Below are 12,445 nucleotides of genomic sequence, written 5' to 3' on the forward strand. Positions count from 1 at the left end.
GCGCGGTGCCTGCTGGTTCGGTGCCTGCTGGTTCGGCGGCTGCTGGTTCGGTGCCTGCTGGTTCGGCGGCTGCTGGTTCGGTGCCTGCTGGTTCGGCGGTGGCGGGAGTTGCCGGGGAGAGGCATAACAGGGCTGCGGCCAGTGAGAGTGCCGCGAGGATACGCATGATCGCACTATCGGGCCGCCGGGGGCCGCCCGTCCATCCCGGGTCGTTTCACGTCCCTGGCAGGTCGGCCAGCATGATGGGGCGTGTCGTGGGCGTGCGCGAGCCGGTCGCGGCCTCGATCGTGAGCGCCACACGCGCGTCACGGCCGAGCGGGGCCACGACCAGGGGGCTGGTCAGGCCGTCCGGCCGCCGGTCGAGCAGGCCGGCGGGACGCGGGCCGTCCGGGCCCATCAGCCACAGCGCGTACCCCTTCGCACCGGGCAGTTCGGGCAGGCCGGACGTGGTGAACACCATGCGGCCCACGCGGCGCGAGATGACGAGCGTGCCGGTGCCGCCGGTGGCGACGGGCCGGCGCACCGTGGTGGCGTCGGGCGCGGCCAGCACCGCGGCCAGCTCCCCGTTCCTGGCGCTGAGGTCGCCCAGGTCGCGGCGGGCGTCGAGGGCGACGACGCCGAGCGCGACGGCCGCCGCGGTGGCGAGCGCGGCCAGCACCGTCGGCACCCGCGCCCGCCGCCGCAGCGGCACGACCTCCGCACCACCCGGCACGGACGCCCCGAACACCATGCCCGTGCCAGGCGTCACGCGCGTGCCAGGGGGTGCTTGCGGGACACGAGGTGCCTCCGTGCCAGGGGGTGCCTGCGGTGCCTGCGTGCCAGGAGATGCCGACGTGACAGGAGGTGCGGGGGTTCGCGGTGAAGGGGCCGGAGTGGGGTCCGGGGGCAGGTGGAGTGTGGCGGGAGCGGGGGTGATGCGCACCGTCGGGGCGTCGGAGGGCGGCCAGGCGGTGGAACCGTCGCGAGTCGGCTCGGACCGGTCCCAGGAGTGCCGTGAGCGCCGCGCGGCGTCGAGGAGACGCCCGCGCAGCCCGGCCGGCGGCCGTTCGGCCACCGCCTCGGCCAGCCTCGCGGCCGTTTCCCGCAGGCGTCGCACCTCGGCCGCGCAGGCGCCGCACGCGTTCAGGTGCTGCTCGAACTGCGCCCACTCGGCGTACGGCAGTGCGTGCACGGCGTAGGCGCCAGAGAGGGTGTGGAGCTCGTCGTTCATGTCCACTCCCTGTGTGAGAGGCGGCTCACGCATGTACTTCGGCGGCTCGGGCACGCCGGATGGCCGCAGGGACTTGCTCTTTTCGCATGAGGCGGAGACAATCTCATTGGGTGATGAATTATGGGATGCGTGATAGCGGGCGGTGGGCCCGCCGGAGTGATGCTCGCCCTGCTGCTGGCCAGGTCCGGCGTCGAGGTGACGCTCCTGGAGAAGCACGGCGACTTCCTGCGCGACTTCCGGGGTGACACGATCCACCCCTCGACGATCCAGGTGCTCGACGAACTCGGCCTGGCGCAGGAGTTCCTGCGACTGCCGCACCGCAAGGCGTACCAGCTCAGCCTGGTCACCGACCGCGGCGAGGTCCGGCTCGCGAGCCTGCGCCGGCTGCGGGGCGCCTACAACTACATCGCGTTCGTGCCGCAGTGGGACTTCCTCAACCTCCTCACCTCGGCCGCCGGGCGCTACCCGGGCTTCCGGATGGTGCTGAACGCCGAGGCGTACGACCTGATCCGCGAGGACGGGGCCGTACGCGGCCTGCGCTACCGGGACGCCTCCGGCGAGCACGAGATCAGGGCGGACCTGACGGTAGCCGCCGACGGCCGGCACTCGGTGCTGCGCGAGCGGGCCGGCCTCAGGCCGGAGAACCTGGGCGCGCCCATGGACGTGGTGTGGTTCCGGCTCCCACGGGAGTCCGGCGACCGCGACGACACGTTCCTGCGGATCGCGCCGGGCCGCATCATGGTCGCGATCAACCGGGAGAGCTACTGGCAGCTCGCCTTCGTCATCCTCAAGGGCGGCTACGACGAGATGACCGCGCGCGGCATCGACGCGCTGCGCCGGCCGGTCTCCGAGCTGATGCCGTGGATGGCCGACCGGGTCGCGGGGATCGAGTCGTACGACGACGTCAGCGTGCTCACCGTCGCGCTCGACCGGCTGCGCCGCTGGCACCGTCCCGGCTTCCTGTGCATCGGGGACGCCGCGCACGCGATGTCACCGGTGTTCGGGGTGGGCATCAACCTGGCCGTCCAGGACGCCGTGGCCACCGCCAACCTGCTGGCGGGCCCGCTCAGGTCGGGCGCGCCGATCCCGGAGTCGGCGCTGCACCGGCTGCAGCGGCGGCGCATGCCGCCGACCAGGCTCACGCAGGCGGCCCAGCGGCTGGTGCAGGATCGGGTGATCAGCCCCGCGCTGACGCGCTCGCTGGACCCGTCGAGGCTGCCGCCCGACCTGACGAAGATCCCGCTGCTCAACCGGCTGACGGCGGGTTTCATCGGCCACGGCGTACGGCCCGAGCACGTCGCCGTCAGGGAAGTTTGACCGTCTTCCGGCCTCCGCACCGGTAACCGCCTTCTCACAACGTGGACATGGGGGTCGGTTGGGCCGAGCCAGTGGAATACCCTCGTATCTCGTGAGCAGCAATCTAGTGGATCTCGATTCCTGGCGAGCACTCCCCGCGGCGCAGCAGCCCGACTGGCCGGACCGCGGCGAGCTCGACAAGGTTGTCGCCGAGCTCGGCGGCCTGCCCCCGCTGGTCTTCGCCGGCGAGTGCGACCAGCTCAAGGAGCAGATGGCCGCGGTAGCCCGCGGCGAGGCGTTCGTCCTTCAGGGCGGTGACTGCGCCGAGACCTTCGCGGGCGCGACGGCCGACAACGTGCGCCAAAAGTTGAAGACGTTGCTCCAGATGGCCATCGTGCTGACGTATGCGGGCCGGGTGCCGGTGGTGAAGATCGGCCGGGTGGCCGGGCAGTTCGCCAAGCCCCGGTCCAAGGGCACCGAGGTGCGCGGCGACGTCGAGTTGCCCGCCTACCGGGGTGACATGGTCAACGGCTTCGACTTCACCACCGAGGCGCGCACGCCCGACCCGTGGCGGCTGCTCAAGGCCTACCACTCCTCGGCCGTGACGCTCAACCTGGCGCGCGCGTTCACCAAGGGCGGCTACGCCGACCTGCGGCAGGTGCACGCGTGGAACCAGGACTTCGTGGCCGAGTCGCCGGCCGGGCGCCGCTACGAGCAGCTCGCCAGGGAGATCGACCAGGCCCTGGCGTTCATGCGGGCGTGCGGGGCCGATCCCGAGGAGTTCCACACGGTCGAGTTCTACTCCTCGCACGAGGCGCTGATCCTCGACTACGACCGGGCGCTCACCCGCATCGACTCGCGTACGGGGCTGCCGTACGACGTGTCGGCGCACATGGTCTGGATCGGCGAGCGCACCCGTCAGCTCGACGGGGCGCACGTCGACTTCTTCGCGCGGATCCGCAACCCGATCGGCGTCAAGCTGGGCCCCACCACCTCGGCCGACGAGGCGCTGGCGCTGATCGAGAAGCTCAACCCGGCCAACGAGGCGGGGCGGCTCACGTTCATCACGCGGATGGGCGCCTCCAAGATCCGCGAGCTGCTGCCGCCGCTGGTCAAGGAGGTCACCGCCACCGGGGCCAAGGTGGCCTGGATCTGCGACCCGATGCACGGCAACACCTTCGAGGCGCCGAGCGGGCACAAGACGCGGCGGCTCGACGACGTGCTCGACGAGGTGGCCGGCTTCTTCGAGGTGCACCGGTCGCTGGGCACGCACCCCGGCGGCATCCACATCGAGTTCACCGGCGACGACGTGACCGAGTGCGTGGGCGGCGGGTTCGAGATCGGCGAGACCGACCTCGCCACGCGTTACGAGACGGCGTGCGACCCGCGGCTCAACCGCGGCCAGTCGCTCGATCTCGCCTTCCGGGTGGCCGAGCTCTACCGCGGCTGATCACGGGCGGGCCGGAGACCACTCCGGCCCGCATCCGCACCGTCACGTACCGTTCGAGTGATTTACGTCTCATTCAGCGGCGATTCCGATTCGCCGGTCTATGTGGGGACTCCGCGGCTATGATCGCCCCGAAAGAGACCATTTTTCGGGAGATGCAACGTGGACAATGCTCCGGAGGGGGTCGACCCCAACGTCCCCAACGTCGCGCGCATGTACGACTACTACCTCGACGGCAAGGACAACTTCGCGGCCGACCGGGCAGCGGCGGAGCAGATCCTCAAGACCTTCCCGGGTACCAAGGAAGGCGCCCGCGCCAACCGCGCCTTCCTGCGCCGCGCCGTGCGCTACGTGGTGGACCAGGGCGTACGCCAGATCGTGGATCTCGGCGCCGGGCTGCCCACCCAGGGCAACACGCACGAGATCGCCCCTGAGGCGCGGGTCGTCTACGTCGACTACGACTCCGTGGTGTGCGTGCACGGCAGGGCGCTGCTGGCCAGGCGCGACAACGTCGACTTCCTCCAGGCCGACGTACGCGAGCCGGACGCGCTGCTCGGCAAGCTGGGCGGCCTGGTGGACTTCGAGCAGCCGGTGGCCTTCCTCGCGCTGACGATCCTGCACTTCCTGCCCGACGACGTCGCCTACGACGTGGTCTCGAGGCTGCGCAAGGCGAGCGGGCCCGGCAGCCACCTGGTGATCAGCCACGCCGTGGACAGCACGCCCGACACCACGCCGCAGGCCCTGGAGATCTACCGCAAGGCCACGGCTTCGCTGAACCTCAGGACCCGCGACGAGATCCTGCGCTTCTTCGAGGGGTACGAGCTGGCCGAGCCGGGCCTGACCTACCCGAACGGCTGGCGGCCCGACGACCCGTCGGCACCGGGGAACGGCATCAACTTCGGCTACGTCGGCGTCGGCCGCAAGCTCTGACCACGCCGGGACGCCGACGTCGGATGGCCATGAGCGTGGGGATCGAGGTGATGTCGAAGCCCTGGGCCAGCCCCTGCTCCGCGTCAGTGTCGATCTTGCCGAAGGTGACGTCCTCGTGCTTGTCCGACGCCTGCTCGAAGATCGGTCCGAACTTCTTGCACGGCGGGCACCACTCCGCCCAGAAGTCGAGCAGCACGATCCCCTTGTCGGCGATGTCGTTGAAGTTCTTCTCTGTTACTTCGATGGTCGCCACAAGTGGCTCCTCGCTCGTCGTCGCTGGCAGTGCTTGGGTGTCAACCACGTACCCGGCCCCAGCATTCCATGCTCGGCCGCCGGGCGGAGCCCCCGCGCACAACCGGGCAGACGGGGCGTGGAGGATGGAGCACACATGTCCGACGTATTGCCGCCAATTTAGACCGCATATTTCGGCATAAATGTGGAAAGACCATTAAATCGTCGAACCTTGAGCTGGGCCCCTGGGGGTATCACCCATGCATGGACTGGGTCACCTGCGGGTATTCGGCTGCTTGCACCGGAGTCGCTAGCCGGCCGTCCGGCTTCTGCCTGGCTCACCTCGACAACGACCAACTCGGCACGGCGCTCGGCGGCCTGGCCGCGGGCCGCCTGCTCGACCTGCGCGGCACCACCGTCAGCAGCGACCTGCTGTCCAGGGTGCTCGACGCGACCGATCGCCGACCGGGCCGCACCCGGCTCGACCGGGCCAGGTTCACCGGCGACGTGCGATTGTCCGGGGTCACGTTCGCGGGTGACGTGTCGCTCGACGGCGCCCGGTTCGACCGGCTGGCCTCCTTCTTCGGCGCGCGCTTCGAGGGGAACGTGTCGCTGGCGGGCGTGCGCTTCGCCCGTGAGCTTTCCTTCCACGGGGTCACCGTGCGCGGGCACGCCTCGCTCGACCGGGCCGTCATGTCGCGTGACGCGCTGTTCAGCCAGACCGTGTTCGGCCACGGGCTGTCGTGCGAGCGGGCCAGGTTCGACGGCTACGCCACGTTCGACGACGCCCGGCTCGGCGACGGGGCCGCCTTCCGCGGGGCCCGCTTCGGCCGCACGCTGTCGTTCCGCAAGGTCAGCGGGCCGGCCGGGTTCGAGGCCGCGCACTTCGCCGCCGACGCCTACCTGTCGGCCACCGGCCGGCTCTCGGCGGCCAGGGCCCGCGCCGACGGGCTGCTGGACGTCACGGTCGCGCGCTGCGGCGTGGACCTGCGGCACGTGGAGGTGGCGGGCGCCATGACCGTGCGACTGACGGACGCGCAGGCCGACCTGGAGGGCGCGGTGCTGCGCGGCCCGGCCACCGTCACCGGGCGGGGCCGCTCCGTGCTGACCTCGCTGCGCCAGGTCGAGGCCGGCGACCTGGGGTTGTTCGGGCTCGACCTGTCGATGTGCCGTTTCGCCGGGCTGACCCATCCCGCGGGGGTGCGGGTCAAGGACTGCACGTTCGCGCTCACGCCCCGGGGGGTGCGGGTGAGCCTGCGCTGGCCGATGTTGCGGTGGTTCTCGCGCCGCCGGGCGCTGGCCGACGAGCGCACCCTGGGCGGCCACGCCGACCCCGACGATCCCGGCGCGTCACCCGACCGGCTCGCGGCGCTCTACGCCGGCCTGCGGCCCTCCGACAGCGCCACCTCGGCCGACTTCGCCTTCGCCGCCATGGAGATGCGCCGCCAGGCCGGCCACGGATGGTGGCTGTCGGTGTCGTGGCTGCTGTGCGGGTACGGCATGCGCATGGGCCGGGCCGCGGCCTGGTTCGTCCTGGTGACGGCGATCACGACCGCGGCCGTCGCCTGGAGCTCCGCCTCCCACGCCGGCGACCGTCCCGACACCGTCCGCCCGGCGCTGAACCGCTGATCCCCGGGGGCTGCGGGCCGGGCGGGGTCAGAACTCCGCGGCGATCTTCTCGATGGCGCCGAAGAGGCGGGGCCAGCCGCCGCCCATGGTGCGCCGGGCGATCTGCTGCCACTCGTCGTCCGGGTCGAAGCCCTCGTGGTCGAGGAAGAGCCGGGTCCCCTTCCCCTCGGGCTCCAGCCGCCAGGTGACCGTCCAGTCGGATCGCACGCCGCCCCTCCAACTGATCTTCAGCAGCTTCTCCGGCTCGATCCGCAGCACCTCGCAGTGGACGATCCCGTCGAACCCGGCCTGTCTGCGCGGCTGGGTGGTGAACGTGAACCGGTGACCCAGCTCCAGCCTGAAGTCGTTGGGCATGAGCCAGCGGGCCAGCAGTTCCGGCTCGGTGAGCGCCCGCCACACCTTCGCGGGCGGATGCGCGACGAACTGGTCCAGTCTGATCGCCCGCAGGGTGTCAGCCGTCCTGTCGTCCTTGTTCTGCGGCATTGCCATCCATTTCGTCGAGGAGGGACGTGAGGGCGGTGAGGCGCTCGCGCCAGAACCGCTCGTACGGGGTGAGCCAGTCGCGGATCTCCAGGAGCGGCCCCGCCTCCAGCCGGTAGTGCCGCTCCCTGCCCTTGCGGGTCTCGGCCACCAGCCCCGCGTCCCTGAGCACCTTGAGGTGCTCCGACACGCTGGGCCTGCTCATGTCGAACCGCTCGGCCAGCCGGCCGGCGGGCTGGGCGCCCTCGTCGAGCAGCAGGCGCAGCAGTTCGCGCCGGGCCGGACTGGCCAGCGCGGCGAAGACGTGGTCGGCCGTCATGCCTGGCTGACCACGAAACCGTTGCCGAACGGGTCGTGGAACAGGAGCTGACGGCCCCACGCCTGCTCGCTCGGCCCGTCGAAGGCGATCTCGTGCTCCTGGAGCCGGGCGGCCAGCGCGTCGAGGTCGGGCGCGCCGACGACGAGGCCGCCGATCGGCGCCATGTCCGGGAACCAGGAGGCCAGCAGCAGCGTGGTGCCCGCGCCCTTGGGCGCGACGGTGAGCCAGCGGCCCAGGGGGAACGGGTTGTCGGTGACCACCTCGAAGCCGAGCACGCCGGTGTAGAAGGTGAGCGCCCGCTCCTGGTCGGCGACGGGCACGGTGACCGTGATGATGGAAGAGATCGGCATGTCGGACACTATACGTAGGAATTTTCCTACGTGACAACTCCGCAAATATCGGGAAGTTCCCTGATGGAACCCCGAGATCGCCCCCCGTAGACTTTGCGTCATGCTCATCGACGCCTACGTGGCCGAGCTCGACGGTGCCCTGACCGGCCCGCGCGGGACCAAGCGCGACCTGGTCGTCGAAGCCCGCGACAGCCTCGTCGACACCGCCGACGCGTACGAGGCGGAGGGGCTGGAGCGGGAGGAGGCGGAGCGGCTGGCGGTCACGGAGTTCGGGGAGGTCTCCGAGATCGCCCCCGGTTACCAGGCCGAGCTGACCGCCGTGTCGGGGCGGCGGCTGGGGGCGCTGCTGTTCGTCAGCGTGCCGATCACCGTGGCGATGTGGTCGATGTTGTGGCGGATGTACCCGGCCACCGACGACGCCTGGCTGAACAGCCCGTGGTGGTACGTCCCGGTCTCGCGGCTGCTCGACCTCGTCCAGCTCGGCACCGGCCTGTACGGCGGGCTCGTGGTCCTCGCACTGAGCCGGGGCGCCCGCTGGTTCCGCCGGCCACGGCTGGCCACCCGGTCGCTGGGGGTGCTGGTCTGGGCCACGCTGCCGATCACGAGCGGGCTCGGGATGTTGCTGTCGCTGGGCACGCAGGCCCCCAACTCGCTGCAGGCCCTGCCCGCCCTGCTGGCCAACCTCGTGACCTCGGCCATGTGGGGCCTCCAGGTCTACTCCGCCACCCGGTGCGTCCGCATGACGCGGGCCTCATCGGCCCGCCACTGACCGGACGGCCGCGCGCCCGCGCTCAGCCCAGGGCGGCGGACTCGGCCTTCAGCACGCTGCCGATCACGCCGGCGAACTCCTGCCAGGCCGTCCGCTCGCCCTCGAGCTGCCTGCGGCCCGCGCCCGTCAGCCGGTACGTACGGCGCTTGCGCCCGCCCACGGTCGCCCACTCGCTGGACAGGTAGCCGACCCGCTCCAGCCTGCGCAGCGCCGGGTAGACGGTGCCGGTGGGCACGTTGAGCGCGCCGCCGCTGCGCCGCTGCAACGCCTCGATGATGGCGTAGCCGTGCAGCGGCTCCCGCTCCAGCACTGAGAGCAGCAGCGCGTCCATGTGCCCGCGCAGCGCGTCCGGATTCATGTCCCCGATCCTAAACACCCATGCGTCATGTAGCCAATCTACATGTAGGCTGCCTACATGTAGAGAGACATGACATCGGAGCGGTGATGGACGTATTAGACCTGGCACGCACGCAGTTCGCGGTGACCGGCAGCCTGCACTTCCTGTTCGTGGTGCTCACGCTGGGGCTGGCGCCGCTGGTGGCGATCATGCACACCAGATGGGCGCTCTCCGGCAAGCCCCCGCACGAGAGCATGACCCGGTTCTGGGGGCAGATCTACGTCACCAACTACGCGGTCGGCATCGTGACCGGGCTGGTGATGGAGTTCCAGTTCGGCCTGGCGTGGAGCGGGCTGTCGCACTACGCGGGCGACGTGTTCGGCGCTCCCCTGGCCATGGAGACGCTGGTGGCCTTCTTCCTGGAGTCCACCTTCCTCGGCCTGTGGATCTTCGGCTGGGGCCGGCTGCCCAAATGGGCGCACCTGGCCTGCATCTGGCTCGTGACGCTGACGGCGTACGCGAGCGCGTTCTTCGTCATGGTGGCCAACTCGTTCCTGCAGAACCCGGCGGGGGCCGTCGTCAGCGACGGGCGGATGCGGCTCACCGACTTCGGGGCGCTGCTCACGAACAAGTCCCTCGTCTTCGCCTTCCCGCACGTGATCGGGGCCGGGCTGTTCACCGGGGGCATGGTGCTGGTGGGCGCGAGCGCGTACCGGCTGTGGCGCCGGGCCGAGGAGACGGACTTCTTCGCCCGGTCGCTGCGCACGGGCGTGGCCACGGCGGCCGTCGGCATCTTCCTGACCATGGGCTTCGGGTACGCGCAGTTCGCCGGCGTCCAGGAGGGCAAGTTCGGCGCCCACAACCCGGCGGCGGCCGTCCCGCTCGGCTTCATGATCGAGTTCGGCCAGCTCCTGGCCCTCGTCGTGCTCCTCGTCATGCTGCCGATGATCGGGATCCTGCCCCGGGCGCGGTGGACGCATCCGATCCTGATCGCCATGACGCCGCTGCCGTTCGTCCTGGCGATCCTGGGCTGGATGGCGCGGGAGATCGGCCGCCAGCCCTGGATGATCTGGGAGCGGCTCACCGTGGCCGACGCCCTGTCCCCCGGCCTGACCGCGGGGATGGTGACGGCCTCGCTCATCGGGTTCGCCGGCGTGCTGGGGCTGCTGGCGATCGTCGACTACGTCCTCATCGCCCGGATGATCAGGCGCGGACCGCACGCCCTCGACCTCGGCGCCGGCTCCGGCGACGAGACGCGCGCCCCCGCGCTGAGCTACTGAGGAGGGTCCGGGACATGGAACTGATCTGGTTCGCCGTCTTCGCGGTGCTGCTGGCCGGCTACTTCGCGCTCGAAGGGTTCGACCTCGGGGTCGGGCTGCTGCTGCCGGTGCTGGGCCGGACGCGCGAGGCCCGGGACCGCATGGTGGCCGCCGTCGCCCCGTACGTGCTGGCCAACGAGGTGTGGCTGGTCGCGGTGGCCGGCACCATGTTCGGCGTCTACCCGCTGCTCGAAGGCGAGGTACTGGCCGGGCTCTACCCGCTGGTCGTGGCGATGCTGCTGTGCTGGGTGCTGCGGGACGCCGGGCTGTGGTTCCGCCGCCGCCTGGACGGCCGCGCCTGGCGGGGCCTGTGGGACGCGGCGATCGCGTTCGGCTCCCTCGGGCTGTCCGTCGGCTGGGGCATGACCCTGTACGCCGCCGCCACCGGCTTCGAGGCGCCGCCCGTGCACCCGGCCGGACTCATGCTGGGCGTGGTGGTGACGCTGCTGTTCGCCCTGCACGGGTGGACGTTCCTGGGCTGGCGGACGCCGGGTGTGTTCGGCGTCACCCGATCGGGACGGGCGCTCGCGGCCACGGGCCTGCTCGCCGCGCTGCCCGCGCTCGGGCTGCTGGCGGGCGCGATGCCGTTCCTGCTGGGGCACAGCGCTCCCCCGGCCACGCTGAATGTGCTCAGTGTCATGGTCCTGCCCGTCGCACCCATCATGGTGGGGGCGCAAGTATGGGTATGGCGCACTTTCCGGCCAGGAAAGGACGCCGTCCGCCTCCCATCGTTCTTCTGAGGGAACGTGCACAAGGATCTCCTCGCCCTCGCGCGGGCCGAGCGCTCGGTCCGCCGCCACCTCGGCGTCACCATGGCCGCCGCCGTGCTGGCCGGGCTGCTCGTGCTGGTGCAGGCCGAACTGCTCGCCGGGGTGCTGTCCGGCCGGTTCGCCGCCACGGCGCTGGGCGCGCTGGCGGCCGTGGTCGGCGTGCGGGCGCTGCTGGCCTGGGCCCAGGGCGTCTTCGCCGGGCGCGGCGCGACGGGCGTGAAGTCCGCCCTGCGCCGCCGGCTCCTGGAGCGGCTGCGCGACCTCGGCCCCGGCGGGCTGGCCGCCCACCGCTCCGGCGAACTCGTCACGCTGGCCGGGCGCGGCCTCGACCGGCTCGACGACTACCTCACCGGCTACCTGCCCGCGATCGCGGTGGCCGCCGTGGTGCCCCTGGCCGTCCTCGTCCGGCTGTTCGCCGCCGACCTGGGCAGCGCGGTGATCGTGCTGGTCACGCTGCCGCTCATCCCCGTCTTCGGCGCGCTGGTCGGGATGACCACCAAGGCGGTCACCGAGCGCCAGTACGCGGCGCTGGCGCGGCTCGGCGGGCACTTCCTCGACGTGGTGCGCGGGCTGCCCACGCTGCGCGCCTTCGGCCGGGCCCGCTACCAGGCCACCGTCATCCGCGAGGTGGCCGACGCCCATCGTGGCGCGACCATGCGGACGTTGCGGGTGGCGTTCCTGTCGTCCCTGGTGCTGGAGTTGTGCGCGTCGCTGTCGCTGGCGCTGGTGGCGGTGCCGATCGGGCTGCGGCTGCTCGGCGGCTCGCTGGACCTGACGACGGCGCTGCTGGTGCTGCTGCTCGCGCCGGAGGCGTACCTGCCGCTGCGGGCGATGGGGACCCGCTTCCACGCCTCCATGGAGGGCGTGGCCGCCGCGGACGCGGCCTTCGCCGTCCTGGACCGGTCGGCGGACGCCCCACGGCCGGAGGGCGGCCCGCGCGTGAGCGGGGCGGCCGGGCCGGGGGCGCCGCAGATCCGGCTGGAGAACGTCACCGTGCGCTACCCGGGCCGCGACGCGGCCGCCCTGGAGGACGTCTCGCTCACCATCTCCCCTCGCGAACGGGTCGCCCTGGTCGGCGAGAGCGGCGGCGGCAAGAGCACGCTGCTGCACCTCATCCTCGGCTTCGTCCAGCCGTCCGCGGGCCGGGTCCTCGTGGACGGCGCCGACCTGCGCGAGCTCGACCCGGCGGCCTGGCGGGCCCGGCTGGCCTTCGTGGCGCAGCGCCCGCACCTGTTCGCCACGTCGGTGGCCGACAACATCCGCCTGGGCACGCCCTCGGCCTCGCCCGAGGACGTCCGCCGGGCCGCCGCGGCGGCCCGGCGGACGTCCTCGGGCGAGGCCGAGGGCGTGCCCAGGCG

The 12,445-nt window shown here is 71.9% G+C and carries 14 protein-coding genes; 8 read left to right on the forward strand and 6 right to left on the reverse strand.

The annotated features are described in order from the left end of the window. Window positions 1–214 precede the first annotated feature (214 nt). Window positions 215–1,210 carry an anti-sigma factor gene (locus tag FAF44_RS14840; protein ID WP_237103723.1) on the reverse strand — a complete coding sequence of 332 codons (996 nt, stop codon included), beginning with the start codon at window positions 1,208–1,210 and terminating at the stop codon, window positions 215–217. Between the two features lie 120 nt (window positions 1,211–1,330). On the opposite strand from FAF44_RS14840, the gene FAF44_RS14845 reads away from it, so the two are divergent. The 3 genes from FAF44_RS14845 (at window position 1,331) to FAF44_RS14855 (ending at window position 4,883) form a co-directional block, all read left to right on the forward strand. Next, entirely contained in the window at window positions 1,331–2,527 is a 1,197-nt protein-coding gene (locus FAF44_RS14845; protein WP_237103724.1) for an FAD-dependent oxidoreductase, read from the forward strand. Window positions 2,528–2,618: 91 nt separating this feature from the next. After that, a complete protein-coding gene (locus FAF44_RS14850) occupies window positions 2,619–3,956 on the forward strand; it encodes a class II 3-deoxy-7-phosphoheptulonate synthase (RefSeq protein ID WP_237103725.1) in 1,338 nt (445 codons plus the stop codon). A 159-nt stretch (window positions 3,957–4,115) separates the two neighbouring features. Next, entirely contained in the window at window positions 4,116–4,883 is a 768-nt protein-coding gene (locus FAF44_RS14855; RefSeq protein ID WP_237103726.1) for an SAM-dependent methyltransferase, read from the forward strand. Here the strand turns inward: FAF44_RS14855 and FAF44_RS14860 are convergent. Beyond that, window positions 4,846–5,136, reverse strand: coding sequence for a co-chaperone YbbN (locus FAF44_RS14860; RefSeq protein WP_237103727.1), 291 nt, complete (start codon window positions 5,134–5,136; stop codon window positions 4,846–4,848). The two genes, FAF44_RS14855 and FAF44_RS14860, sit on opposite strands and share 38 nt — an antisense overlap. A 242-nt stretch (window positions 5,137–5,378) precedes the next feature. Here FAF44_RS14860 and FAF44_RS14865 point away from each other — a divergent pair, with 242 nt between their 5' ends. Further along, window positions 5,379–6,743, forward strand: coding sequence for a pentapeptide repeat-containing protein (locus FAF44_RS14865; RefSeq protein WP_237103728.1), 1,365 nt, complete (start codon window positions 5,379–5,381; stop codon window positions 6,741–6,743). A gap of 27 nt (window positions 6,744–6,770) precedes the next feature. On the opposite strand, the gene FAF44_RS14870 is transcribed toward FAF44_RS14865, so the two are convergent. Genes FAF44_RS14870 through FAF44_RS14880 form a run of 3 tightly spaced genes read right to left on the reverse strand, consistent with a single transcriptional unit; the run spans window position 6,771 to window position 7,892 of the window. Beyond that, the gene (locus tag FAF44_RS14870; protein ID WP_237103729.1) at window positions 6,771–7,226 is read right to left on the reverse strand and encodes an SRPBCC domain-containing protein; all 456 of its coding nucleotides are present in this window, start codon (window positions 7,224–7,226) and stop codon (window positions 6,771–6,773) included. Then, on the reverse strand, window positions 7,195–7,542 hold the full coding sequence (locus FAF44_RS14875; protein ID WP_237103730.1) for a helix-turn-helix transcriptional regulator: 348 nt from the start codon (window positions 7,540–7,542) through the stop codon (window positions 7,195–7,197). Before FAF44_RS14875 ends, FAF44_RS14870 begins: the two co-directional genes overlap by 32 nt. Continuing rightward, the gene (locus FAF44_RS14880; protein WP_237103731.1) at window positions 7,539–7,892 is read right to left on the reverse strand and encodes a VOC family protein; all 354 of its coding nucleotides are present in this window, start codon (window positions 7,890–7,892) and stop codon (window positions 7,539–7,541) included. Before FAF44_RS14880 ends, FAF44_RS14875 begins: the two co-directional genes overlap by 4 nt. Window positions 7,893–7,992: 100 nt before the next feature. Between FAF44_RS14880 and FAF44_RS14885 the strand changes: the two genes are divergently transcribed. Further along, window positions 7,993–8,661 carry a permease prefix domain 1-containing protein gene (locus FAF44_RS14885; protein WP_237103732.1) on the forward strand — a complete coding sequence of 223 codons (669 nt, stop codon included), beginning with the start codon at window positions 7,993–7,995 and terminating at the stop codon, window positions 8,659–8,661. Between the two features lie 22 nt (window positions 8,662–8,683). Here FAF44_RS14885 and FAF44_RS14890 read toward each other — a convergent pair whose 3' ends face one another. Beyond that, window positions 8,684–9,019 (reverse strand): helix-turn-helix transcriptional regulator, encoded by a 336-nt coding sequence (locus FAF44_RS14890; RefSeq protein WP_237103733.1) that lies wholly within the window; start codon window positions 9,017–9,019, stop codon window positions 8,684–8,686. Window positions 9,020–9,105: 86 nt separating this feature from the next. Here FAF44_RS14890 and FAF44_RS14895 point away from each other — a divergent pair, with 86 nt between their 5' ends. The 3 genes from FAF44_RS14895 to cydD all read left to right on the forward strand — a co-directional run. Further along, the gene (locus FAF44_RS14895) at window positions 9,106–10,278 is read left to right on the forward strand and encodes a cytochrome ubiquinol oxidase subunit I (protein WP_237103734.1); all 1,173 of its coding nucleotides are present in this window, start codon (window positions 9,106–9,108) and stop codon (window positions 10,276–10,278) included. A gap of 14 nt (window positions 10,279–10,292) precedes the next feature. Next, window positions 10,293–11,057, forward strand: coding sequence for a cytochrome d ubiquinol oxidase subunit II (locus FAF44_RS14900; protein ID WP_237103735.1), 765 nt, complete (start codon window positions 10,293–10,295; stop codon window positions 11,055–11,057). Between the two features lie 6 nt (window positions 11,058–11,063). Further along, window positions 11,064–12,445 (forward strand): thiol reductant ABC exporter subunit CydD (gene cydD, locus FAF44_RS14905; protein ID WP_237103736.1); only part of this gene is annotated, 1,382 nt, incomplete at its 3' end.

The sequence above is a fragment of the Nonomuraea sp. MG754425 genome (genome assembly GCF_021699195.1).
In the GTDB taxonomy this organism is placed as follows: domain Bacteria; phylum Actinomycetota; class Actinomycetes; order Streptosporangiales; family Streptosporangiaceae; genus Nonomuraea.